Annotated in this window: 22 protein-coding genes; 15 read left to right on the top strand and 7 right to left on the bottom strand. The window is 73.2% G+C overall.

Annotation, left to right across the window (positions count from 1 at the left end; translation table 11 throughout):
- Positions 1-287: 287 nt before the first annotated feature.
- Positions 288-2,069, bottom strand: coding sequence for an ABC transporter ATP-binding protein (locus IG64_RS11495; RefSeq protein WP_037854718.1), 1,782 nt, complete (start codon positions 2,067-2,069; stop codon positions 288-290).
- The gene (locus tag IG64_RS11490) at positions 2,066-4,033 is read right to left on the bottom strand and encodes an ABC transporter transmembrane domain-containing protein (protein WP_037854717.1); all 1,968 of its coding nucleotides are present in this window, start codon (positions 4,031-4,033) and stop codon (positions 2,066-2,068) included. Before IG64_RS11490 ends, IG64_RS11495 begins: the two co-directional genes overlap by 4 nt.
- 699 nt (positions 4,034-4,732) lie before the next feature.
- Between IG64_RS11490 and IG64_RS11485 the strand changes: the two genes are divergently transcribed.
- Entirely contained in the window at positions 4,733-5,482 is a 750-nt protein-coding gene (locus IG64_RS11485) for a L,D-transpeptidase family protein (protein ID WP_037854716.1), read from the top strand.
- Positions 5,483-5,861: 379 nt separating this feature from the next.
- On the opposite strand, the gene IG64_RS11480 is transcribed toward IG64_RS11485, so the two are convergent.
- Positions 5,862-6,317: a MarR family winged helix-turn-helix transcriptional regulator gene (locus IG64_RS11480; protein ID WP_037854715.1), complete on the bottom strand. Its 456-nt coding sequence runs from the start codon at positions 6,315-6,317 to the stop codon at positions 5,862-5,864.
- A gap of 125 nt (positions 6,318-6,442) precedes the next feature.
- On the opposite strand from IG64_RS11480, the gene IG64_RS11475 reads away from it, so the two are divergent.
- Entirely contained in the window at positions 6,443-8,353 is a 1,911-nt protein-coding gene (locus tag IG64_RS11475) for an ABC transporter ATP-binding protein (protein ID WP_037854714.1), read from the top strand.
- A 134-nt stretch (positions 8,354-8,487) separates the two neighbouring features.
- Positions 8,488-9,402 (top strand): endolytic transglycosylase MltG, encoded by a 915-nt coding sequence (gene mltG, locus IG64_RS11470; protein WP_037854815.1) that lies wholly within the window; start codon positions 8,488-8,490, stop codon positions 9,400-9,402.
- Between the two features lie 14 nt (positions 9,403-9,416).
- Here the strand turns inward: mltG and IG64_RS11465 are convergent, their stop codons facing one another.
- A complete protein-coding gene (locus IG64_RS11465; RefSeq protein WP_037854713.1) occupies positions 9,417-10,496 on the bottom strand; it encodes an NAD(P)-binding domain-containing protein in 1,080 nt (359 codons plus the stop codon).
- Between the two features lie 58 nt (positions 10,497-10,554).
- Between IG64_RS11465 and IG64_RS11460 the strand changes: the two genes are divergently transcribed.
- From IG64_RS11460 to IG64_RS11400, 12 genes are all read left to right on the top strand, one after another.
- Positions 10,555-10,977: a secondary thiamine-phosphate synthase enzyme YjbQ gene (locus IG64_RS11460; RefSeq protein WP_037854712.1), complete on the top strand. Its 423-nt coding sequence runs from the start codon at positions 10,555-10,557 to the stop codon at positions 10,975-10,977.
- Between the two features lie 462 nt (positions 10,978-11,439).
- The gene (locus IG64_RS11450) at positions 11,440-12,420 is read left to right on the top strand and encodes a hydroxyacid dehydrogenase (protein ID WP_037854814.1); all 981 of its coding nucleotides are present in this window, start codon (positions 11,440-11,442) and stop codon (positions 12,418-12,420) included.
- Positions 12,417-12,656 carry a hypothetical protein gene (locus tag IG64_RS11445; RefSeq protein WP_037854710.1) on the top strand — a complete coding sequence of 80 codons (240 nt, stop codon included), beginning with the start codon at positions 12,417-12,419 and terminating at the stop codon, positions 12,654-12,656. Before IG64_RS11450 ends, IG64_RS11445 begins: the two co-directional genes overlap by 4 nt.
- 315 nt (positions 12,657-12,971) lie before the next feature.
- Positions 12,972-13,508 (top strand): RNA polymerase sigma factor, encoded by a 537-nt coding sequence (locus IG64_RS11440; RefSeq protein ID WP_078883936.1) that lies wholly within the window; start codon positions 12,972-12,974, stop codon positions 13,506-13,508.
- A 248-nt stretch (positions 13,509-13,756) separates the two neighbouring features.
- Positions 13,757-14,401 (top strand): hypothetical protein, encoded by a 645-nt coding sequence (locus IG64_RS11435; RefSeq protein ID WP_063758785.1) that lies wholly within the window; start codon positions 13,757-13,759, stop codon positions 14,399-14,401.
- A 509-nt stretch (positions 14,402-14,910) separates the two neighbouring features.
- The gene (locus tag IG64_RS11430; protein ID WP_037854708.1) at positions 14,911-16,455 is read left to right on the top strand and encodes an ABC1 kinase family protein; all 1,545 of its coding nucleotides are present in this window, start codon (positions 14,911-14,913) and stop codon (positions 16,453-16,455) included.
- A gap of 439 nt (positions 16,456-16,894) precedes the next feature.
- On the top strand, positions 16,895-17,797 hold the full coding sequence (locus tag IG64_RS11425; RefSeq protein ID WP_107474229.1) for an SAM-dependent methyltransferase: 903 nt from the start codon (positions 16,895-16,897) through the stop codon (positions 17,795-17,797).
- A gap of 5 nt (positions 17,798-17,802) precedes the next feature.
- On the top strand, positions 17,803-18,270 hold the full coding sequence (locus IG64_RS11420) for a membrane protein (RefSeq protein WP_037854707.1): 468 nt from the start codon (positions 17,803-17,805) through the stop codon (positions 18,268-18,270).
- Complete coding sequence (locus IG64_RS11415) at positions 18,267-19,319, top strand: DUF2156 domain-containing protein (RefSeq protein ID WP_107474228.1); 1,053 nt, start codon at positions 18,267-18,269, stop codon at positions 19,317-19,319. Before IG64_RS11420 ends, IG64_RS11415 begins: the two co-directional genes overlap by 4 nt.
- Before the next feature lie 53 nt (positions 19,320-19,372).
- Positions 19,373-20,353 (top strand): VlmB-like protein, encoded by a 981-nt coding sequence (locus tag IG64_RS11410; protein WP_051812677.1) that lies wholly within the window; start codon positions 19,373-19,375, stop codon positions 20,351-20,353.
- A gap of 54 nt (positions 20,354-20,407) precedes the next feature.
- Entirely contained in the window at positions 20,408-21,460 is a 1,053-nt protein-coding gene (locus IG64_RS11405; protein WP_037854706.1) for a fatty acid desaturase family protein, read from the top strand.
- 128 nt (positions 21,461-21,588) lie between these two features.
- Positions 21,589-22,221, top strand: a complete 633-nt coding sequence (locus IG64_RS11400) for a hypothetical protein (RefSeq protein WP_037854705.1) — start codon at positions 21,589-21,591, stop codon at positions 22,219-22,221.
- Positions 22,222-22,295: 74 nt separating this feature from the next.
- Here the strand turns inward: IG64_RS11400 and IG64_RS11395 are convergent, their stop codons facing one another.
- From IG64_RS11395 to IG64_RS11385, 3 genes are all read right to left on the bottom strand, one after another.
- Complete coding sequence (locus tag IG64_RS11395) at positions 22,296-23,165, bottom strand: esterase/lipase family protein (protein WP_037854704.1); 870 nt, start codon at positions 23,163-23,165, stop codon at positions 22,296-22,298.
- 91 nt (positions 23,166-23,256) lie between these two features.
- Positions 23,257-23,919, bottom strand: a complete 663-nt coding sequence (locus tag IG64_RS11390) for a flavin reductase family protein (RefSeq protein WP_078883935.1) — start codon at positions 23,917-23,919, stop codon at positions 23,257-23,259.
- Entirely contained in the window at positions 23,912-24,397 is a 486-nt protein-coding gene (locus IG64_RS11385) for an SRPBCC family protein (protein ID WP_037854703.1), read from the bottom strand. Before IG64_RS11385 ends, IG64_RS11390 begins: the two co-directional genes overlap by 8 nt.
- Positions 24,398-24,450: the final 53 nt, after the last annotated feature.

Here is a 24,450-nt window from a genome sequence, read left to right as displayed (position 1 = left end):
GCCCGTTCTCTCGCCGCCCGGCGCGCGCCGGACGGTTCCAGGGCGCTCCCCGAGCCGCTGCCTCATTCCAGCCTTCCACCCCTGTTCGGCACCGCGCAACGGCACGGCCACGGCACGCCGCCCACGGGCCCTGCTCCGCCCGTGCACCTTTCGTCGACGGCGTCCCCGGGGCCACCCGTGCCCTGTCCGACCCGTGCGGTGACCGGCGAGTGCCACGGGATGCGGCGCCCGCCGAGGCGGGCGGCCGCCCGCCTCGGGCCGCCCGGACCCCGGTCCCGCTCCTTGGCTCAGCCGTGCCAGGAGCGCCACAGCGCCGCGTACGCGCCGTCCGCCGCGACCAGTTCGTCGTGGCTGCCCAGCTCGCTGACCCGGCCGTTCTCGACCACGGCGATCACGTCCGCGTCATGTGCGGTGTGGAGCCGGTGGGCGATGGCCACGACCGTGCGCCCGTCGAGGACCCGGGCCAGGGACCGTTCCAGGTGGCGGGCCGCCCGCGGGTCCAGGAGCGAGGTCGCCTCGTCCAGGACCAGGGTGTGCGGGTCGGCCAGGACCAGCCGGGCCAGCGCGATCTGCTGCGCCTGGGCCGGAGTGAGCGTGAGGGCGCCCGAGCCGACCTCCGTGTCCAGACCTTCGCCGAGGGCGCGGGCCCAGCCGTCGGCGTCCACCGCGCCCAGCGCCGCCCACAGCTCGGCGTCCGCCGCGTCGGTGCGGGCGAGCAGCAGGTTGTCGCGCAGCGAACCCACGAACACGTGGTGCTCCTGGTTGACGAGGGCCACGTGGGAGCGGACCGCTTCCGCGGGCATCCGCGACAACTCGGCGCCGCCGAGGGTGATCCGGCCGTCCCGGGGTGCGTAGATACCGGCGAGCAGCCGTCCCAGCGTGGACTTGCCGGCGCCCGAGGGACCGACCAGGGCCAGCCGGGTGCCGGGGGCCACCTTCAGGGACACCTGGCGCAGTACGTCGACGCCCTCGCGGTAGCCGAAGCGCACCCGGTCCGCGTGCACCTCCCGTCCGTCAGGCGCGAGCGACCCGTCTCCGCCCTCCGGCTCGATGTCACGGACGCCGACCAGCCGCGCGATCGACACCTGAGCGACCTGGAGCTCGTCGTACCAGCGCAGGATCAGCCCCACCGGGTCGATGAGCATCTGCGCGACGAGGGCACCGGTCGTGAGCTGGCCGACCCCCATCCAGCCCTGCAGCACGAACACGCCCCCGACCATGAGCACGGAGGCGAGGACCGTCACATGGGTGACGTTGATGACCGGGAAGAACACCGACCGGAGCCACAGCGTGTAGCGCTCCCACGCCGTCCACTCCTTGATGCGGCGCTCCGACAGAGCGATCCGGCGCGCGCCGAGCCGGTGTGCCTCCACGGTGCGTCCCGCGTCGACCGTCTCGGCGAGCGCGGCGGCCACCGCGGCGTACCCCGCTGCTTCCGACCGGTAGGCGGACGGCGCCCGCCGGAAGTACCAGCGGCAGCCGGCCACCAGCAGGGGCAGGGCGAGCAGCACGGCCGCGCCGAGCGGCGGCGCGGTGACGACCAGGCCACCCAGCAGCAGTGCCACCCACACCACGCTGATCGCCAGCTGGGGCACGGCCTCGCGCATCGCGTTGGCGAGCCGGTCGATGTCCGTGGTGATGCGCGAGAGCAGGTCGCCGGTGCCGGCCCGCTCCAGCACCCCCGGCGGCAGACCGACCGCCCGGACCAGGAAGTCCTCGCGCAGGTCGGCCAGCATCCGCTCGCCGAGCATCGCACCGCGCAGCCGCACCTCGCGCACGAACGCGGCCTGGACGAGCAGGGCGATGACGAACAGTGTGGTGGTGAGACCGAGGCGGAGTTCCCTGCCCCCGTCCGAGACCCGGTCGACCAGGCCGCCGAGCAGCCACGGACCTGCCATGGAGGCGAGGACCGAGACCGTGTTGACCGTGACGAGCAGGCCGAACTCCCGGCGGTGCCGGTGCAGCAGCTCCTTCACGTAGGCGCGTACGGTCGCGGGGGCGCCGACGGGCAGGGTGTCGGCCGTCGTCGGGGCCGCCGGGTCGTACGACGGCGGGGCCACGCCGATCATGCGGTCTCCTCGATCTCTTCCAGCTCGTCGATTTCTTCCAGCTCTTCGAGCGCGCCCCGGAGGGCGGGCCTGCCGTCGTGGTGCGGTCCGCCGGCCGCCGCGGGTTCCGTGTCACTCGTGTCGCCCAGGGCGCGTCGCCCGTCACTCAGGCCGTGTTGCCCGTCTTTCAAGGCGCGTCGCTCCGCACCGTGGTCGTGTGCCGCGCGCTCCTGGTCCGTCTCGCGTGTCACCACGGCCCGGTACCGGGGGTCGGTGTGCACGAGGTCGCGGTGGGTGCCCACCGCGGCGACCGTCCCCTCGTGGAGCAGCACCACGCGGTCGGCGCGCTCCAGGACCAGCGGGGACGAGGTGAAGACCACGGTGGTGCGCCCGTCACGGAGGTCCCGCAGGCCCTGCGCGATCCGGGCCTCGGTGTGGGAGTCGACGGCGGAGGTCGGTTCGTCCAGGACCAGTACCTCGGGGTCGGTGACGAGGGACCGGGCCAGGGCCAGCCGCTGGCGCTGGCCTCCGGACAGGGAACGGCCGCGTTCCGTGATCCGGACGTCCATCGGGTCCCCGGCGACCGGTGATGCCTGCGCCAGGGCCTCCAGGACGTCACCGCACTGGGCCGCCCCGAGCGCCGCCTCCGCGGTGACCTCACCCGAGGCGGGCACGTCGAGCAGCTCCCGCAGCGAACCCGACAGCAGCACCGGATCCTTGTCCTGCACCAGGACGGCCGTACGGGCCAGGTCGAGCGGCAGTGCGTCGAGGGGTGTGCCACCGAGGAGCACCGACGGGCCGGGCTCGCCGGGGTGGCCGCCGAGGCGTTCCGCCAGCCGGCCCGCCTCGTCCGGGTCGCCGCAGACCACGGCGGTCAGACGTCCACCGGGCGCCAGCAGCCCCGTCGCCGGGTCACGCAGGTCCCCCGCGGGGGCCTGCGCCGGGCAGGAGGGGGCCCGCTCGTCCGCGGGAGCCGCTTGCGGGGCGGCGGTCCGCTCCAGCGACAGCACCCGTGCCGCGCGTTTGGCCGACGGCCGGGAGAAGGAGTACGCCATGGCGATCTCCTCGAAGTGCCGCAGCGGGTAGGTGAGGACCATGACGGAGCTGTAGACGGTGACGAGTTCGCCCACCGTGATCCGGCCCGCGCGGGCCAGGTGCACGCCGTACCAGACGACCGCGATCAGCAGCAGTCCCGGAAGCAGCACCTGGACGGCGGAGATCAGGGACCACATGCGAGCGCTGCGCACGGCTGCCTGCCGGACTTCCTGGGAGGCGCGGCGGTAGCGGTCGAGGAACAGTTCCTCGCCGCCGATGCCGCGCAGGACCCGCAGGCCGGCCACGGTGTCGGAGGCCAGCTCGGTGGCGCGGCCCGCCTTCTCGCGCTGCACGTCGGCGCGCCGGGTGGCGCGCGGGAGCAGCGGGAGCACGGCGAGTGCCAGGACGGGCAGGCCCACGGCGACGACCACGCCGAGCGCCGGCTGGTAGACGAGCAGGGCGACGCAGACCAGCACGATGGTGACGGCGGCCGCGGTGAAGCGGGACACGGCTTCCACGAACCAGCCGATCTTCTCGACGTCCCCGGTGGAGACGGCCACCACCTCGCCGGCGGCTACCCGACGGGTCAGGGCCGAGCCCAACTCGGCGGTCTTGCGGGCCAGGAGCTGCTGGACGCGGGCCGCAGCGGTGATCCAGTTGGTGACGGCGGCACGGTGCAGGAAGGTGTCGCCGAGCGCGTTGCCCGCGCAGGCCAGCGCGAGCAGGCCGCCGCTGAGGGCGAGCCGGGTGCCCGAGCGGTCGACGACCGCCTGGACGGCGAGTCCTACGCAGAACGGCAGCGCGGAGACGGAGGAGAAGTGCAGCAGCCCCCAGGCCAGCGCTCTCAGCTGGCCGCCGATCTGGTTCCGCCCCAGCCACCACAGGAATCGGGGACCCGAGCGCGCGTCCGGCACGCCCGGGTCGGGATACGGAAGGTCGTGAATCTGCATGACGTCCCAGTGGTTCGGGTCAGGGGCGGGGGAGGGCCGCGACGGCGGCGACGAACCGTGACAGGTTCGCTTCGCCGAGTCGTCGAAGGCAAGCGGTTTTCCACCGCGGGGCAACGGGATTGACGTCCGCGCACGCCGAGCGGGCCGCGACCGGGCCGACGCCACGCGTACGCCGGCCGCGGTGACCGGCCCCGTGTTCGGCGATCGGATCGGTGGGTTCACGTGCGTGTCGGTCGCGGCGGTCGGCCCACCCTGCACGGCGATCGGATCGGTGGGTTCAGGCGCGTGTCGGTCGCGGCGATCGGTCCCGTGCACGCCGACCGGATCGGTAGGTCCGCCCGCGCGCCGGCCGTGGCGATCGGCCCCGTGCAGCCGGGCATGCGGCCGGTGACGCGCGCACCGCCATCCCGGCCTGCCACGCGCGCACGTGGGCCGTGCCGACAGGCCACGCGTGCGCTGCCGTGCCGGACGGCCGCCCGCGCGCTCGGCCCACGGGTGCGTGTGCGGCCGCCCGGGTGTCGCGCAGGGGGCTCGGATCCGTGACGGCCGTCCGGGACCCCTGCGGCCGTGTTCCCGTACCTCCTCGACCCCCGCTCCGGGCCTGTCCGGCGCGCCCGGCACCCCCCAAAGAGAAGCGAATAAGGCTGTTTGGACCAACGTCGAGTAGATCGTCAGGTCCACGGTGCCCACCATGGGTTCATGCGAAGAGGCGGCGTAAGGCATGCGATGGTCGCGATGACGGCCTGTGGATTCTTTCTGACGGCTCTGGCCGCGTGTGGTGGCCCGCGGACCGAGGTCCGCCACGGAGACGTCCCCCGACCGGGAGGCCCCACGGGGACCGCCCGGCCCAGTCCCACGGCGAAGCCGGCCCGCGTTCCGGGGGTGGGCGAGCGGATGTGGCAGCGGGTCCCGGCGGACACCCGGCAGGTGGTGGTGGTGTACGGAGAGGGCAAGAACTCCCCGGACTCCACCCTGGTGTTGTACGAGAAGCACGGCACGGCGTGGCAGCGGGTCGACAGTTGGGCCGCGCACAACGGCAAGCAGGGGTGGAACCCCAACCACCGCGAGGGTGACGAGCGCAGCCCCGTGGGCGTGTTCACGCTCTCCGACGCCGGCGGTCTCCTCGACGACCCCGGCACCAGACTGCCGTACACCCAGGACGAGGACGCCTTCGCGACCCCGTACTACTGGGACGAGGCCCACTGGCACGACTTCGACTACGTCATCGCCATCGACTACAACCGCAGGCCGGGCACGCGCCCCGACGATCCGACCCGCCCGCAGGGTCAGAAGAAGGGCGGTGGCATCTGGCTGCACCTGGACCACGGCGACGGCACGCTGGGCTGCGTCAGTGTTCCGGAGTCGGCCATGGAGTACCTGCTGCGCAGGCTGGATCCGAAGGACAAGCCGGTGGTCGTGATGGGGGACAAGGCCGAACTGCGGGCGTAGCCGCCGCAGGCCGGTCGGCGGGCCGTTCGCCGGTCCGCACACGGGACACGAACAGTTCGGCGGTCCCGCGTACAGCACAGTCAGCCGGTCCGGCCAGAGGCCAGTCGGCCGGTTCATCTCCAGGAACGGTTCGGCCGGTCCGGCCACAGGACAGGCGGCCCGTTCACCTTCAGGAACAGTTCGACCGGTCAGGCTCCAGGAACAGCAGGCCGGGCCACGTACGGGAGCAGTTCGGCGGTCCGCGTGCGGACCGGCAGGCGCGGTGCCGGTGTTCCGGCCGAGTAACCGCAAGATCGAGCCTGTTGCCGACACGCCCGTGGCCGCGCCCCGCCCCGTAGGCGTTCAGGCGCGCGCCCTCCATCGCGCCATCGTGCCCCCTTCAGCAGCGGTGCCCCCGTGCGGGCGTCGTGCCCACGAGGGTGTCCAGCAGCTCACCGAGGGCCGCACGCTGCGGGTCGGTCAGCGGCGCGAGGATCTCCTCGGCGGCGGTCCGGCGCACTCCGTGCAATTCGCGCAGTGCGCCGTGCCCGTCGTCGGTCAACTCGATGCGGGTCACACGGCGGTTGGCGGGGTCGGGAACCCTGCGCACCTTCCCGCTCGCCTCCAGTCCGTCCACCAGCGTGGTCACCGCGCGCGGCACGACCTCCAGCGACGCGGCGAGATCCGCCATGCGCGGCGGCTCCCCGAAGCGCGCGAGGGTGCGCAGGAGCCGGGACTGCGCCGGGGTGATGCCGAGGGAGCGCTGTTCCAGATGGCGCTTCTGGATGCGGTGCACCCGCCGGGTGAGCAGCAGCAACTGCTCGGCGAGGAGGCCGTCGGCGTCGGGGGTCGTCATACGGGAACAATATCAGGATGACGTTCATTATGAGCATAGGTAACAATGAGCTAGCATCAGGAAAGCCGCCGCCGACCGCACGCCCGGCCGGTGCGCGCAGAGCCCACTCACTCCCGTAGGAGCCCATGCACCCCGACCGTCAACCCTCCTGGACCCCGCCCGCCGACGCGAAGGAACAGCCCCGGCAGGTCCGCCGCATCCTCGGGCTGTTCCGCCCCTACCGCGGCCGTCTCGCGGTCGTCGGCCTGCTCGTCGGCGCGGCGTCGCTGGTCTCCGTCGCCACGCCCTTCCTGCTGAAGGAGACCCTGGACGTCGCGATCCCGCAGGGCCGCACCGGCCTGCTCAGCCTGCTCGCCGCGGGCATGATCCTCAGCGCGGTCCTCACCAGCGTCTTCGGTGTGCTGCAGACCCTGATCTCCACGACCGTCGGCCAGCGCGTCATGCACGACCTGCGCACCGCGGTCTACGGGCGTCTGCAGCGCATGTCCCTCGCCTTCTTCACCCGCACCCGCACCGGTGAGGTGCAGTCCCGCATCGCCAACGACATCGGCGGGATGCAGGCCACCGTCACCTCCACCGCCACCTCGCTGGTCTCCAACCTCACCAGCGTGGTTGCCACGATCGTGGCGATGGCCGCGCTCGACTGGCGGCTGACCGTCGTCTCCCTGCTGCTGCTCCCGGTGTTCGTGTGGATCAGCCGCCGGGTGGGCAACGAGCGGAAGAAGATCACCACACAGCGGCAGAAGCAGATGGCCGCGATGGCCGCGACGGTGACCGAGTCGCTCTCCGTCAGCGGCATCCTGCTCGGCCGGACGATGGGCCGCTCCGACTCGCTGACCGCGTCGTTCGCGGCGGAGTCGGAGAGCCTGGTCGGTCTCGAAGTGCGGTCGAACATGGCCGGGCGCTGGCGCATGGCCGTCATCACCGTCGTCATGGCCGCCATGCCGGCCGTCATCTACTGGACCGCGGGCGTCGCGCTCCAGGTCGGCGGTCCGAAGGTCTCCCTGGGCACGATCGTCGCCTTCGTCTCGCTCCAGCAGGGCCTGTTCCGGCCGACCGTGAGCCTGCTGGCGACCGGTGTGCAGATCCAGACCTCCCTCGCCCTCTTCCAGCGCATCTTCGAGTACCTCGACCTCCCGATCGACATCACCGAGCGAGAGCGGCCGGTCCGCCTCGACCGCGTCAAGGGCGAAGTCCGTTTCGAGAACGTCACCTTCCGCTACGACGACAGCGGCAGCCGGGACGGCCGGGGACAGAGGGGCGACAGGGGCGGGAAGGGTGACAGGACGGACCTGGGGGTCAAGGCGGGCCTGGGGTACCAGAAGCACCAGGGCTCCCAGGAGGCGCCGATTCTCGACGGCATCGACGTCACGGTCCCGGCGGGCAGCAGCCTCGCCGTCGTCGGTCCGACCGGAGCCGGCAAGTCCACGCTCGGATATCTGGTTCCCCGGCTGTACGACGTGAGCGGGGGCCGGGTCACGCTGGACGGCGTGGACGTGCGGGACCTGGACTTCGACACGCTCGCCCGCGCGGTGGGGGTGGTCTCGCAGGAGACGTACCTCTTCCACGCCTCGGTGGCCGAGAACCTGCGGTTCGCCAAGCCGGACGCCACGGACGAGGAACTGCACGCGGCCGCGAAGGCGGCCCAGATCCACGACCACATCGCCGCCCTTCCCGACGGCTACGACACCGTCGTCGGCGAGCGCGGCCACCGGTTCTCCGGTGGCGAGAAACAGCGCCTGGCCATCGCCCGGACCATCCTGCGCGACCCGCCGGTCCTCATCCTCGACGAGGCCACCAGCGCCCTGGACACCCGGACCGAGGCGGCCGTCCAGGAGGCCATCGACGCGCTGTCGGCCAACCGCACCACGCTCACCATCGCGCACCGCCTGTCCACCGTCCGCGACGCGGACCAGATCGTGGTCCTCGACTCCGGCCGCGTGGCCGAACGCGGTACGCACGAAGAACTGCTGGCACTGGACGGACGGTACGCGGCGCTGGTCCGCCGCGACGCCCGGCTGGAACCGACGACCTGACGGCCCGCCGGTGGCCCGGCCCCCGGCCGCGGCAGGCGCCGCGAGCGCGGGGCCCGAGCAGGCCACTGCCCGCTGAGTGCCGACAAAATGACGATATGCCGGGTTTGGGGACCCTGGAGGGTTACCGTGCCCGCATGCAGACGAACACTCCGTCACGGAAGACCGTCAAACTGACGCGGCGGGGCCGGCTGGTCCTCCTCGTGTCCGGGGCCGCCCTGGCCGGCACCGCCGTGGTGGTGCCGCTGCTGACCCTGCGCGACGACGGGGCGGCGCGCCCGCGCACGCTGGTGATCCCGGAGGGCTGGCGGGCCGTCCAGGTGTACGCCGCCGTGGACAAGGCGCTCGCGCTGCCCCCCGGCAGTACGAAACAGGCGGCCGCCGGGGCGGGCCTGAAGCTGCCGGACGCGGCCGAGGGCAATCCGGAAGGCTATCTGTTCCCGGCGACGTACCCGGTCGACGAGCGGACGACCCCGCGGTCGCTGCTGTCGGCCATGGTCTCCACGGCGAACAGGAAGTTCTCCGCCGCGCCGGTCGCCGCCGGCGCCCCCCGTACCGCGATGAGCCTCTACCAGGCGGTCACCATCGCGAGCATCGTGCAGGCCGAGTCCGCCACCAAGGCCGACATGGGGAAGGTGGCGCGGGTCGTCTTCAACCGGCTGGAGCAGGGCATGCCGCTCCAGATGGACTCCACCTTGAACTACGGCCTCGGCCGCAGCACCGTCCGCACCACCGCGGAGGACACGCGGATCGGCAGCCCGTACAACTCCTACCAGCGCATGGGCCTTCCGCCGACCCCCATCGACAGCCCCGGCGAGGACGCCCTGCGCGCCGTGTACAACCCGACGCCGGGCGACTGGCTGTACTTCGTCACGGTCAAGCCCGGTGACACACGATTCACCGCCGACTACGCCGAGCACCAGCGCAACGTCGAGGAGTTCAACGCGCGCCGGCGGAGCCTCGCCCAGCAGCGGAGCGAGCAGCAGGGACACGGGGAGCACGGCGACGGGGAGCAGGGGCAGAGCCGTGGTCCGCAACCGGCCGGGAGGTGAACAGGTCCCCGGACTCAGGCGGCGACGGCCGGTTCCCCGGCCAGCAGCCGCCGGATGTCCCGGACGGCCGCACGCCCGGCGCGGTTGGCGCCCACCGTGCTCGCCGAGGGACCGTAACCGACGAGATGGACGCGGGGGTCGGCCACGGCGCGGGTGCCTTCGACGCGGATGCCGCCGCCCGGCTCGCGCAGCCGCAGCGGGGCGAGGTGGCCGAGCGCGGCCCGGAACCCCGTCGCCCACAGGATGACGTCGGCCGCCAGGCGCTGCCCGTCCCGCCACTCCACTCCGTCGGGGGTGATCCGGTCGAACATGGGCCGGCGGTCCAGGACCCCGTCGCGCAGCCCCTCCCGCACGGCGTCGTTCAGCGGAAGGCCCGTGACCGAGACGACGCTGCGGGGCGGCAGCCCCTGGCGGACCCGTTCCTCGACGAGCGCGACCGCGGCACGGCCCGCGTTCTCGTCGAAGGGCCCCTCCCGGAAGACCGGCGGCCGTCTGGTCACCCACGTGGTGGCGGCGGCGTAGGGCGCGAGTTCGAGCAGGTGCTGGGTGCCGGACGCGCCGCCGCCGACCACGATCACCCGCTGTCCGGCGAACTCCTGCGGACCCGCGTACTGCGCTGTGTGCAGCTGCCGCCCGCGGAAGGTCTCCTGCCCCGGGTACCGGGGCCAGAACGGCTGGTCCCAGGTGCCGGTCGCGTTGATCAGCGCGCGTGCCGCCCACACACCGGCCGAGCTCTCCACGCGCAGACGCCCTCCGGCGCCCTCGCGCACGGCACGCACGTCGACGGGGCGCCGTACACGGAGATCGAACGCGCGCTCGTACCGGGCGAAGTACTCGCCGATGACCTCCGAGGACGGCCGCGCGGGGTCCGCGTCCGTCAGTTCCATCCCGGGCAGCGCGTGCATCCCGTGCACCTTGCCGTACGTCAGCGAGGGCCAGCGGAACTGCCAGGCGCCGCCCGGGCCGGGGGAGTGGTCGAGCACGACGAAGCCGCGATCCGGCTCGAACCCGCTGCGCCGCAGGTGATGGGCGGCGGCCAGGCCCGCCTGACCGGCGCCGACGACGACCACGTCGACCTCGTGTGTGCTGTTCACGCAGGGACCAACCGTGCCGCGGGCACGGATCTTCCCCGGTATCGAGGAGGATGGGTGCATGTCACATGCCTTCACCACCCGAGTGCTGAACGTCGCTTCCGGCTCACGGGAGAGGGTCGTCGACCTCACCCGTGACTGCGAGGCCTTCCTGCGGGAGGCCTCCGACGGCCGCGACGGCCTGCTGAACCTGTTCGTACCGCACGCCACCGCCGGCATCGCGATCATCGAGACGGGCGCGGGCAGCGACGACGACCTCCTGGCCGCCCTGCACACCCTGCTGCCCGCCGACGACCGCTGGCAGCACCGTCACGGCAGTCCCGGCCACGGCCGCGACCACGTCCTGCCCGCGCTCGTCCCCCCGCACGCCACCGTCCCGGTCATCGGCGGCCGGATGGAGCTGGGCACCTGGCAGTCGGTGTGCCTGGTGGACACCAATGTCGACAATCCGAACCGTCAGGTACGGCTGAGCTTCCTCGGGTGAACTGCGGGCAGAGCGGGAAGATCAGGGAGGCCCCGGAGGCGATGGAGGCCAGGGAGGCCACGGAGGCGGTGGAGGCCAGGCGGGCCGCGGACGGGCGCGGGGCGCCGGGACCGAGGCCGATCACGACCGACGCGTCCTGTCAGGATCGGGGCTCCCGCCGTGCGACCTCCTGGTGACCACCGGCTCCCTGTTCCCCCGTCCCCCTCGTCACCGCCTTCGTGCTGCTGCAACGCCAGTGGCGCAGCGGACTCGCCGCAGGGAGCACACGTGACCGACAGCACCGTCCGCTCCGGGGCCGCCCAGCCGCCCGCCCCCGCTTCGTCCGGCGCCACCCCGGCGCCCACCCCCGAATCGGTGGGCGCCGCCCCTGCGGCCGCCGCCGCCTCGCCGGGGGCCGCCCCGGCGGCGACCGTTCCCGGCCCGGCCGCCGGGAACGTCAGACGTCCCGAGACCCTGCTCGTCATGGACGCCAGGTCGCGCGAAATGCAGTTCGGCGAGGAGGAGATGACGCGGCTGCGGGCGGTGGCGGCTCTCGGCGAACCCGTCGTCGTGGACGAACTCGCCTCGCCCCGCACCCGGCGCCGTCTCGGTGAGACCGAGGTGCTGATCACCTCCTGGGGCTGCCCCCCGCTCGAAGCGCAGGTCCTGGACGCGGCCCCCCGGCTGCGTGCCGTCCTGCACGCGGCGGGCTCGGTACGCCCGCACGTCACGGACGCCGTCTTCGACCGCGGCATCCTGGTGACCACCGCCGCCGACGCCAACGCCGAACCGGTGGCCCACTTCACCCTCGCCGCCGTCCTGTGGGCCTTCAAGAAGGCTCCCTTCCTCGCGAACGACGCCCGGCGCTTCCGCGACGACTGGAGCTACGTCGAGCGCCGCGGCGAACTGACCGGTGCCGGCCGCACGGTGGTGGTCGTCGGCTTCTCCCGCATCGGCAGCCGCGTCGTACGGCTGCTGCGCGAACTGGACCTGGCACGGGTCCTCGTCGTCGACCCGGTGGCCGACCCCGCACGCGTCGTCGCGGCGGGCGGCGAACCCGCCGCCCTCGCCGAGGCACTGCCCCGCGCCGACGTCCTCAGTCTGCACGCGCCCGCGCTGCCCGGGACCCGGCACATGATCGGCGCCGCCGAACTGGCCGCCCTGCCCCAGGACGCCGTCCTCGTGAACACGGCCCGCGGCAGCCTCGTCGACACGGCGGCGCTGGAGGCCGCCTGCCGCGCCGGCCTGCACGCCATCCTCGATGTCACCGAACCCGAACCGCTGCCGGCCGACTCGCCGTTGTACACCCTGCCGAACGTGATGCTGACCCCGCACATCGCGGGGTCCCTCGGCTCCGAGGCCCGCAGGATGAGCGCACTGGCCCTGACCGAACTGGAGCGCTACGCCGCCGGCCTGCCCCCGCTCGCCCCGGTCACCCGGGACAGTCTGGCGGTGCAGGCATGAGCCGGCCGTACGAGCGCCCCGCCTCCGCTCCCGGCCGGGGGGCCTCCCCGTACACCGGCCGGGAACGGCGGCACGGGGCCGCACCGGCCGACCATCTGCTCACCGCGCTCGACGCGCCCGGAAGGGGTGACCTGCCCCGCACGGACATCCGGCCGGACGAGGGCGGCGGTGGTCGCCTCGCGCGGATCCGGTGGACCGACCGGGTGCTCGTCCAGATCGCCGTTCCCCGGAACTGACGCCACCCCGCCCGATCCGGCGCACGCCCAGCGGACCCGCCCCTGCCGAAGAGTTCCCTGGAAACCGGTCACGCTTTACCCAGTGCTGGTACGTTTCCGCGCCTGCCGGTACGTTTCCGCTGGGCGGATTCGTGCTGCGCTGACTTCTTGGAACAGCGGCCCGTCCGGCCTCTTCATGCATGGCACGCTAGCACGAAACGGAACCCGAGGTACCGCGTGCCCTGCCACCTTCACGCGGATGAGTGGACGTCCACCTGCCCCGTTTGCTGATGTTCCGGGAAGGACATTTTCCGGGGTGACGGGCGGAGGGATTTCGTGGACTGTTCTGAAGATTTCAATCGTTCAAAAGAGTTCCAGCGGGAATTCTCCTGGGATGTCATTGCCGGCCACCGCGAACGCCTGATGCGGCTGGTGCGCCGCCGGCTTCCGAACGCCCAGGACGCGGAGGACTGCGTACAGGAGGCAATGCTCCGGGCTGCCGCGCACGGCAACCTGGACCGGGAGCGGATCGGGCCGTTTCTGACCTCGGTCGCCCTGCGCCTGTGTGTCGATCACTACCGTGAACAGGAACGACGCCATCGTATGCTGCGGCGTGCGGCGGATGCGCGCGCTCCCGAGATGCCGGACGAAGGAGTGTGTGACCAGGACTTCGGGCGCTGGCTGCTCGGCCAGGTGCACCTGCTGCGCGGCCGCGAGCGGCAAGTCGTGCTGGCGCGCGCCCAGGGCATCTCCACGCTGGAATTCGCGCGCATGCATCAGATCTCGGTGAAGGCGGCGGAAGGTGCTTTCACCCGGGGGAGGGCCCGGCTGCGGCTGGTGTGCGCCCGCGCACTGGACGGTGCGATGGCCTGAACCGGAAACGATCGCATGCGATCGGCGGTACGTTCCGCGGACGTAAAAGTAAAAACGTGAGCGGAATCCGCAGAAAAGCTCCATCAGGTTCATCTCCGGATTTCAATGTTCCCAGATTCCTGAATTCTGGGAAAACTTCGAATCACCTGGACTTCAGGGACTGAATTTCCGCACTCCGTGCACACCACCTCCGGACTCCGTGGGGCCAATCCCACGGATCCCGACAGGCTCGTGAAAGGGAAGTGACCGTGGGGAAGAACAACACGCAGGACACCATCAAGGACCTGATCGGCGACATCGCCGACAGCACGAAGAAGGCCTTCGACGAGCTGCTCGACCGGAAGGACGACGACCGCGGCGGCCTGGACTGGTTCGGGCCGGTCAACCCGTACCAGGCGCTCACCGGCCTGCCCGGAGACGTGCTCCGGACGGTCAGCGCGCTGTCCGCCCTCGGCGGGGTCGCCAACCCCGTCGCCGCGCTGGCCAACGCCGCCAACGCGGCGGCCGGAGCGGGCAGTCCGCTCGGCGCGCTGACCGGCGCCGCGGGCAACCCCCTGGCGGCGCTCCCCGGCGGAGGCGCGAATCCGCTCGTGGCGCTGACCGGCGCGGCCGGCGCGGTCAACCCCCTGGGCGCGCTCGCCGGCGGAGCCAACCCCCTGGGCGCCCTCACCGGTGGCGGCAACCCCCTCGGCGCACTGGGCCAGGTGGCGGGCGGCGCAGCATCGGCGGTGTCGGGTGCGGCGGGCATGGCCGAGGGGCTGGCCGCGCTGCCCGGCCAGCTCGCCCAGCTCACCGAACTCGTGGCCAACCTGGCGAGCGTCCTGGAGAACGTCCAGAAGGTCGCGGGCCCGCTCGCCGGCGCGAGCACCCCGGCCGCCCGCAAAGCCACCTGAGCCCTCCGTGGCTCCCGGCTCCCGGGCAGGCTCCCTGCCTCCGGCCGCCGGGCTCACCGGGCGCAGGCTCGCCTTCGCCCGGTGGCCGCCTCGCCGTGCCGACGAGCACCGTGCCGGGCCGAGGCGTCCGCCTCGCGGGACCGGCGTGATCCCTGCGGACGCTCCGGCGTCCGACCCGGGGCTCCGCGCCCGCGTCGGCAGACCTCCGTGCGCCCGGGAACTCCGCGCCTCGCGCCCGGAGACCCACCGAGGTGCCGGGGACGCCGGGGTGTCTTGGCCCCGCAGCTCCTCGCGGCGGTACGGCACCGCGGTTCCCCGGCCCGGCAGCTCCCCGCGGTGACAGGGCACCGCGGTTCCCCGGCCCGGCAACTCCGCCCGGCCGTACGGCACTTCCGTGCCTCAGCCCGGTGACTCACGGCGGCCCACGGCACCTCGGTGCCTTCGCCCGGAGAATCCGGGGATCCGTCGGGAACCCCCGACATCCGTCAGACATCAGGAGGATGTGGCACATGAGTGCCCCGCTCGGCAGCCGGCTCCGGCTGGTGGTGAAGGTGCTGGGAGGCCTCGTCACAGACGAGGTCGGCCAGATGGCCCGGGCCAGACGGCAGTTCGGGCGGAACTCGCCGCCGGCCGAGACCTCCGCCGGGGAGGGCGGCCGCCGCGCGCGAGCGGTCCGTCAGGCGCTGGAGAGCCTCGGCCCGTTCTACGTCAAGCTCGGACAGATCCTGTCCACCCGTCCCGACATGGTGCCCCCCGCCATGATCGCCGAACTGCAGAACCTCCACGACCAGGTCGACGTCCAGCCGTTCTCCGTCTTCGAACCCGTCCTCGAAGCGGAGCTGGGCCCGGACTGGAAACTCTGCTTCGACGACATCGACACCACCCGCCCGCTCGGCGCCGCCTCGCTGGCCCAGGTGTACCGGGTGGAACTGCCCGGCGGCCGCCCGGCCGTCGTCAAGGTGCAGCGCCCCGGCATCCGCGACGCCGTACGCGCCGACATGGCGCTGATGCGCAAGGCGTCCCGGATCCTGGCACGCACCGCGCCCCGCTTCAACGAGGTCATCGACGTGGAGGCGATGCTCGGCTCCATCTTCGACGCCATGGAGCCCGAACTGGACTTCACCGGCGAGGCACGCAACATGGACGAGGCGCGCGAGAACATCCGCCGCTACCCGACCCTGGAGGTGCCCCGGGTCGTCCACGCCACCCCCAAGGTGCTGGTGCAGTCGCTCGCGGCAGGGACCTCCGTCCGCCACGCCGACCGGCGCGCGTTCAGCGACCGGGAACGCACGGACATGGGCAAGGATCTGCTGCGGTTCATGTACCGCGGCTACTTCGTCGACCGCATGTTCCACGCCGACCCGCACGCGGGCAACGTGTTCGCGCGGCCGGGCGGCCCGGCCACTCTCATCGACTGGGGCATGGTCGGCCGGCTCGACCGGCGCACCAGCCTGCGCCTGCTGCCGCTGCTGATGTCCATCGCCCAGAACGACGGGCACGGACTGGCCTGGGCGTGGGCGGACATGGGCCGCGTCACGGCCTGGTCCAACCTGCCGGCCTTCGCCTCCGACATGGCCGCCCTGGTGCCCAAGGTGGCCACGGCCTCGCTGGAGGACATCAACTTCGGGGTGTCCCTGACCACCGTGCTGGAGAAGGCCACACGGCGCGGCATCGGCTCGGCGCCGGCCATCTCCCTGCTGGGCAAGTCCTTCGCCAACCTGGAAGGCTCGGTGCGCTGCCTGGCGCCGGACATCGCGCTCGCCGAGGTCTTCAAGTCCGAGGTGCGCGGCATCATCGTCTCGCTGCTGCGCGAGTACTTCTCGCTCGACCAGGTCGCCCGCAACACCATGGACCTGCTCACCGCGGTGACCTCGGGCCCCGAGCAGTGGCGCGGGGTGCTCGCGGACGCCGCCAACCGCCGCTTCGCCCTCCAGGTCAACGAGCCGTACACCCCCGCCTCCCTGGGCGGGCAGCGCTCCTGGTCGCCCTCGCGCGGCCTGATGGCCCTGGGGGCCGCGGCCCTCCTGCTCGACCGCCGGCGGACACCGCGCTGAACCCGGCCCCGCCCGTCCGCGCCGCCCGCACCGCCGTCGCCCTGACGCCGGCCCGGCACCGGCCCCGCGGCCCATCAGGGCACCGGCCGCCCCGGACCCCCACCGAGCCGCCAGGCCGCCCGACCACCGGCTCCCCCCCGACCACCGACTCATCCCCTCACCCCCCACTGACCCCCGACCACCACCTCGCCACCCCACCGACCCCGACTCGCCACCTCACCAACCCGCCCCACCCACCACCGACCCGACCCGCGCACCCCGCCCCCGGCCGTCTGCCGCCGCTCGCCCGGATGCCGCATCCCGCGCTCGCTCGGCGTCCCCGGGCCCGGCTGCCCGGACACCCGCGGCCCGGTGACGCCGCTCGTCCCGGCGGCCGAGCGCCGACGCCCGCCCCGACGACCCGCCCGTGTGCGCACCCTGAGACGAAGGATCCCGACCGATGCCCATGTTGCTGCCGCAGGACGACACCCACCCCGACTCCGCCGACGGGACCGACCCCGTGTCCGCCGCCCTGGACGGCGTCTCCGGAACGGCCCTGTGGACCGTGCGGATGCGGGCCCAGGAGTCCGCCCGCGCCGACGCCCTCTTCGACGACCCGCTGGCCGCCGAGTTCCTCACCCGCGCCCGTGAGGCGGGCACCCCGCCCGGCAGCGGCCTGCTCCAGCAGGTACTGCCGGACTGGCTGGCCGTACGCACCCGCTTCTTCGACGACCACCTCATCGCCGCCACCCGTTCCGGCTGCCCGCAGGTGGTCCTGCTGGGCGCCGGGCTCGACACCCGGGCCCACCGGCTCGACTGGCCCGACGGAGTCCACCTCTTCGAGGTCGACCTGCCGGCCGTGCACGCCTTCAAGGAACGCATCGTCTCCGGTCACCCGGCGGCCGTCGCCCGCCGCGTCCCGGTCGCCGCCGACCTCCTCGCCGACTGGTCCGGCGCGCTGCTCGCCGCCGGGTTCGACCCCGGCCGGCCCACGGCCTGGCTGTGCGAGGGGCTCCTGTTCTACCTGGCCCCCGAGGCCGTGGACCGCCTCGTCGCCACCGTCGGAGAACTGTCCGCGCCCGGCAGCACGCTCGGCGCGGAGTGCCTGAACGCCGACGCGGCCGACTCGCCCTTCGTCCGGCCCTGGCTGGAGGCCCTGTCCGGCTCGGGCACCCCGTGGGTGTGGCACCTGGCGGACGCCGAACACTGGTGGGGCGAACGCGGCTGGGACGCCCGTACGGCCGACCTGCTCGCCCTGCCGTACGCCGTCGAACGCTTCGCCCCGCACCTGGCCGCCCATCCCGGCCTGGAGAAGCAGAGCATGGTCCTGGTCACCGCGACCCGGCCCGCCGGGGGGCGGTGAGCGCGATGGACGGCCACAACCTCTGCCAGACCCCGACCACCTACCGGCTGCTGCGCCTGGAGTACCTGCTCGGACTGCTCGTCGCCGCCGGGTTCTTCCTCGCCCACCTCGCCGAGGTCCGCTGGTGGGTCGCCGCCGTGCTCTTCCTCTACGTCGACCTGATCGGCTACCTCCCCGGCGCCGTCGCCTACCACCGCAGCCCCGACCGGCGGATCTCCCGCGTCCACTACGTCCTGTACAACACCATGCACAGCCTCAGCGTGCAGGGCGCGGTCCTCGGCGCCTGGGTGCTGGTGCACGGCTGGGAGTGGGCGCTGCTCGTCCTGCCGATCCACCTGTTCGGCGACCGCGCCCTGTTCGGCAACTTCGTCAAGTCGTTCACCGTGTCCTTCGAACCCCGCCCGCACCCCTCGGTCCAGTCCGCGCTGCACGACTTCGCGTCCGTGCCCTGGCACCAGGCGGCCGCCCGATGAGCACCCGGCAGGCGCGGCAGTCCGCACCGCCCCCGCGGCCGCCGCGGGCCCCCGACGACGGCGAGGCCTACGCCATGCTGCGCCGCCACGCCGGCCACAGCAGCGCCTTCCTCGCCCTGAACGCGGGCAACCGCCGCTTCCGCACCCCCGGCGTCGACGGCTTCGTCCCCTACCGGGAGGGCGGCCGGCGGCACGTGTTCCCGCTGGGCGGGCCGATCTGCGCCGCCGGGGACCGCGACCGGCTGCTCACCGCGCTGCTGGAACGGGCCAGGAGCGAGGGCCGGCGGGTCACCGCGGTGCAACTGCCGCGCCCGGCCGCCGAACTGCACGCCCGGCACGGCTTCACCGTCAACCAGTTCGGCGCCTCCTTCAGCATCCACCTCGACGGCTACGGCCTCGGCGGACAGCGCATGGTCAAGGTGCGCAACATGGTCAACCGGGCCCGCCGCGAAGGCGTGACCGTCACGGAGGTGACCGCCGCGGAACGGGAGGCCCCGCAGGTCCGTGCCGACCTGGACGCCGTCGACCGGGCCTGGCTGCGCGACAAGGGCCGCCACGTGAAGGAGCTGGACTTCCTGATCGGCGAGCGCGGCGGGCCCGGCGCACCGCACCGGCGGCTGTTCACCGCCCGGCACGCGGGACGGACGGTCGCCTACGTGTCCTACTCGCCCGTCTTCGGCGACCGCTCCGGCTGGCTCTACGACCTCACCCGGCGGCTGCCCGACGCCCCGCCCGGCACCGTCGAGATGGTCTTCGCCACCGCGCTGCGCCGCTTCCAGGACGAGGGCTGCGCCTGGCTCCACCTCGGCTTCACCCCGTTCGTCCAGCTCCGGCCGGACGCATGCGCCTTCGGGCCCACCAGCGGAGCCCTGCGGCGCTGTCTGGAACTCCTCGCCGCCAAGGGGCAGGCGATCTATCCGGCGGCCACCCAGGAGTCGTTCAAGCTCAAGTGGCGTCCGCAGCTGATCGAACCCGAGTACCTGGCCTTCCAGGGCGGGGTCACCCCCGGCGCCGTATGGCGGCTGATGCGGCTGACCAAGGCCGTCTGAGCCCGCCCTCCCTCGCGCACCGACGCGCACACACCCTGAGCTGAAAGGCAGAGATGACCACAACCGTCGCCCACGGCCCGGCCCGCCCCACCGCGATCCCCGCGGAGGCCGACCGGAACCGCGCCCCGGGCCTCCTCGACGGCGCGCTGCACGCCGACCTGACACCGGAGGGCTGCGACCTCGGCTACTGGTTCCGCGCCGTCCCCGAAGGCACCCTCGCCGGCGACCCCATGGGCCGCACCCCGGACGTCACGGTACCGGAGCACATGCTGTGCGAAGGGCCGCTGCGGCAGGCCGTGATGCAGGAGCTGGCCTTCCGTTCCATGGCCGAGGAGAAGGCGGCCCGCGCCATCTCCTACCTGGTCGCGCACGCCCCCGACCTCAGCGGGATGGACTTCTACACCACCCAGCTGATGGACGAGGCCCGCCACGCCTACGCCTTCCGCGGTCACCTCCTGGAACTCGGCGTCGAGACGGCCGGCCTGGAAGCCACCATGGAGGACCTCGCCGGGGCCGACCGGGACGCGGTCCTCGCCCCGCTGGAGGAGTTCGGCCTCGATGTCCTGCGCGACCAGCGGGACTACGTCGGCGGGGTCATCACCCTGACCGTCCTGGTCGAGGGTGTCCTCGCACCCACCGCGGAACTCAGCGAACGCAAGTGGCGCCCCTTCGATCCCGCCGCCGCCGAGATCGAACGGGCCGCCGGCATCGACGAGATCCGCCACCTGTCGGTGGGCACCACCATCGTCCGGCGCCACCTGGAACAGCACCCCGAGGACCGCAAGCGCATCGGTGACCTCATCGCCCGCGGTGTCGAACTGTGGTCCCGGCTGCCCGTGCGCGAACTGACCCTGCGGCGCGAACGGCTCTACCAGCAGGGCCTCGAACAGCACCGGGACATCGCCGGCGACTACGAGGTGTGGCCGGGCCGCCGGCTCGCCGACACCACCGCCGAGGAACGGATGGCGACCGCCGCCGAATGGGCCGAGAACACCCAGCGGGCGCGCCTGGCCGACATGGGGCTCGCGCCGTGAGGCGGACCCGCACCCCGTACGACACCGAGAACGAAAGGGCTGGTGGCACCCCCGATGACCGACATCCCGGCAGTCGACTCCGCACCCCGTGAACCGGGTGCGGCGGAGGAGGACTTCCGCGAACTGACCCGGCGCGTCACGGCAGCCGGACTGATGCGCCCCCGCAAGGGGCAGTACGTGGCCGCCATCGTCACCGTGTGGCTGATGAACGCCGTCGGCTGGGCCGCGCTCGCGCTGGGCGACGGCAGCCTGTGGCAGGCAGCGACGGCCGCGGTGTGGCTGGCGGTCTGGCACGAACAGCTCGCCTTCCTGCTGCACGACGCGGGCCACCGGCAGATCAGCCGCTCCCAGAAGACCATCCGCGCCCTCGGCCTGATCCACGGCAACCTCATGCTCGGCGTGTGCTTCGGCTGGTGGGTGCAGCACCACAACCGGCACCACAACCACCCCAACCACCTGGAGCTGGACCCCGACATCCTGCGCCGGGCCGCGATCTTCGCGCCCGAACAGGCCCGGCAGCGCACCGGGTTCGCCCGTTTCCTCGCCGCCAACCAGCGTTACCTCTTCTTCCCGCTGCTCGGCCTGGAGTCGGTCGTGCTGCGCATCGCCGGGGTCATCGCCCTGCGCCGGCGCGCGGTGCGCAGACCCTGGCTGGAGGGCGGCCTGATGGCCCTGCACGCGGTGCTGTTCCTCGGCGCGCTGTTCTGGCTGCTGCCCTGGCCGAGCGCCCTGCTGTTCCTCGCCGTGCACCAGGTCCTGCTCGGCTACCTGCTCGGCCTCGCCTTCGCCGTCAACCACAAGGGGCTGCCCACCCGGACCGGCGGGGAGTGGAGCTGGCTGGAGCGCCAGGTGCTCACCTCCCGAACCCTGCCCACCAGCCGGGTCGGCGACTTCTTCTACGGCGGTCTCAACTACCAGATCGAGCACCACCTGTTCCCGGGCATGCCGCGCTCCGCCCTGCGGCACGCCTACCCCCTGGTGAAGGGGTTCTGCGCCGAGCGCGGCATCGCCTACACCGAGACCGGCGTCCTGGAGTCCTACCGGGACCTCGCGCGCCACCTGGGTTCCGCGAGCGAGGTCCTGCGCTCCGGCACCGTCACCGCCTGACGCCCCCGCACCGCGCAGGTCCCCTGACCCGGGCGGATCCTCGCCCCTCCGCGGACCCTCGCACCGGCGCACGCCCTCACACCCGCGTAAGTCCCCTGAGCCCCCACGGACACGGAAGGAACCGTCGTATGAAGACCACCCGGACCACCGCCGCCCCACCCCGCTCGTGCCGGCCCCGGCTGCGCAGGGCGCTGCTGCCCGCCGCCCTGCTCGCGGTTCTCGGCCCGACCACCCCGGCCGCCGTCGCCGCACCGGCTGCCGCCCCTGCCACCGCCCGTGCCGCGGCGGCCGACCCGGGGCCCGTCCCCGACCTGGTCTGCCGCCTCGACGCCGAGGTGGACTTCAGTCCGCCGCTCGGCGTGCTCACCCGGCAGTCGCAGGTGACCGGCCACATCGGCTACCGCGACTGCCGCTCGCCGGACGGCGCGGCCCCGGAGCTGACCGACATCGTCTTCCATGTCGTCGGCACGGGCCGGTTCGGCGCCCTGCCGGTGCCGACGTTCTCGGTGGAGGGCACCGGCCAGGGCACCTGGAACACCGGGGAGTACGGCTCGCTGTACTTCAACGGTGAGCTGAGGAAGGGCAGTCCCGTGCCCGACCGCACCGTGACCAGCGGCCCGCTCGCCGGTGACGGGATCAACGGCCTCCAGATCCCCGTGCCGCGCTTCGACAAGATCGACCCGAACGGGGTCGCCGGGTTCGACGTGGTCGGCCAGGTCTGCTTCTGGAACGGCGAGAAGGGCAGGTGCACCGCGTACTGAGCACGGCCGGGAACACGACGACGGGGTGGGGCCCGAGGGCCTCACCCCACTTCGTCGTGCGCCGGGCCGGCCGCTCAGCCGTCCAGGGCCCGGAGCATCTCGCGCAGCACGACGGGGTCGTACGGCATCGCCAGGTGCGTGGCCCGGTTGTCCGGGGCGAGTTCCTGCAGGCACAGGTTGGTGACCTCGTGCCCCGGTTCACTGGGGGTGAGCCGCTGCGAGGTGGGCGGCTGGACCACCTCGTCCCGCGTGGACCAGATCACGGTGTACCGCACCCCGGCGACGGTGTCGCCCGTCGACGTCAGCTCGCGGACGAACTCCGAGTCGTGCAGCAACTGCACGAACGCCGGACTCACCCGGAAGAGCAGCTCCTCCTCGACGATGTCCCGCACCCCGACCGCCTGGCGCACCAGCGCCGTCAGCCCCTCCACGGTCACGCCGTGGCTGCTGGGCGCGATGCCGACGAATCGGCGCACCTTGCCCGCGCCGCCGAGGAACTTCAGGTAGTAGTGCGGGATCATCCCGCCCTGCGAGTGCCCGACGAGGTCGACCTGGGCCGCGCCGGTGTCGGCGAGCACCCGGTCGACGAACTCGGCCAGTTCCCGGGTGGAGAGCCGGATGTCGGCGAGGCCGTACAGCCGTGGCAGGGTGGGCATCTCCCCGTAGTTCAGCCGGAAGACCCGGTGCCCGGCGGCCTTGAGCACCGGCACAGCCTCCCGCCACACGTACTGGCGGTCGCCCAGGGTGCCGTGCACGAGGACGACGGGGTACGGGCGCCGGGCGTCCGGGGGCCGGCCCCAGTCGTCCGCGGTGGCCTCGGCGTCGAGAGCGGCGGCGACCCGGTGGCCCGCCGCCGTGGTGTTGCCGGAGAGCCGCTCGGGCGCGCGGGTGAGTTCGATCCGCGCGTCGTCGGCGTTCACTCCGGGGATGGGGGGCAGGGACATACGACCTCCTTGGACGGTCATGTCGGTGAGCGGATACGCGGACGCCCGGCCGGTGGAGCTGATGGCCGGGCGTCCTTGAGGAGGAGAACGGTCAACTTCCCCCGCCCTGGGACGGGAGAGAAGCGGGTTCGGCCTGAGAAGGAGCAGGGACGGGTGAGGCCTGAGAAGGAGGAGAGGCGGACGCGGTCCGGGGTGGCAGGGGGACGAGGGCGTGGAAGGTACGGTCGTGCCACAGCAGCGGCCTGCCGGCCCCGGCCTCGACGGCCCGTACCCGGCCGACGACCGCGTCGTGGTCGCCGTAGCGGCGTACGTCCTCCACGAGACACACCGACCAGGCGAGCGCCCCGGACAGCACCGGCACGCCCAGCACCTGCCGGACCGGGACGCCGGCGAACCGGGCGGCGGGGGACAGGGCCGGGTCGGCGAAGCGCTCGGCGACGCCGCGCTGCCGCTCGCTGAGGAAGCTGACGGCGAACGCGCCGCGCTCCCGTACGGCGGTCAGCGTCTGCGAACCGGCGCGCAGACAGGCGAGCAGCAGCGGAGGCCGGGCCGACACGGAGGTCAGGGCCGAGACGGTCATCCCGGCCGGCCGGCCGGCGGCGTCGAGCGCGGTGACCACCGTGACCCCGGCCGCCAGCCTGGTGTAGAGGGCGAGGCAGCGGACGGCGTCGGGACCGGGTTCGTCGCGCAGCGTGTCCCAGCCCGCGGCGGGCGTCGCTCCCGGTCCGAGCGGGGCGAGGGCGAGATCAGCCACTGACGGGCGCCGCCGTCCGGGGCAGCGGGAGGGCCGGCGCCGGGGCGACGGAACCGAGCAGTCCGCCCAGGATCAGTTCGATGTTGGCGCGCAGCGTGGACTCCGCCACCGGGTCCAGCATGTCGGCCAGGGTCGGGATGCCCAGATCGAACACGGCGTCGAAGGTCACGACGGTGCCGGACCCGGTCGGCGCGCACCGCCACGTCCCCTCGAACACCTCGAAGTCGCCGCGCAGCTGGGTGAAGCCGAGGGTCAGGCGCTCCGGATGGAACGAGTCGCGTTCCGACCACCGCATCAGGCCGTTGCGGAACCGGACGGTCCAGTCCGACACCACCGAGCCGTCGGCGCCCGGCGGATGCACCACCACCTCGCGCACGGTCTCGGTGACGTCCGGATAGCGGCGGAAGTCCCGGATGCGGTCGTAGGCGGCTTCAGGGCTCACGTCCTGAGCGTTCATCTGTACGGTCACGCGGCGCATGGCAATACCTTTCGTGGTCGTGGTCGTGGTGGCCCGGTGGGCTTCCTGGTGCA

Origin of the sequence: Streptomyces sp. NRRL S-340 (assembly GCF_000720185.1) — a bacterium.
Lineage (GTDB): Bacteria > Actinomycetota > Actinomycetes > Streptomycetales > Streptomycetaceae > Streptomyces.
Note: the sequence above shows the minus strand (reverse complement) of the source record. Positions and strands in the feature narration are given on the sequence as shown.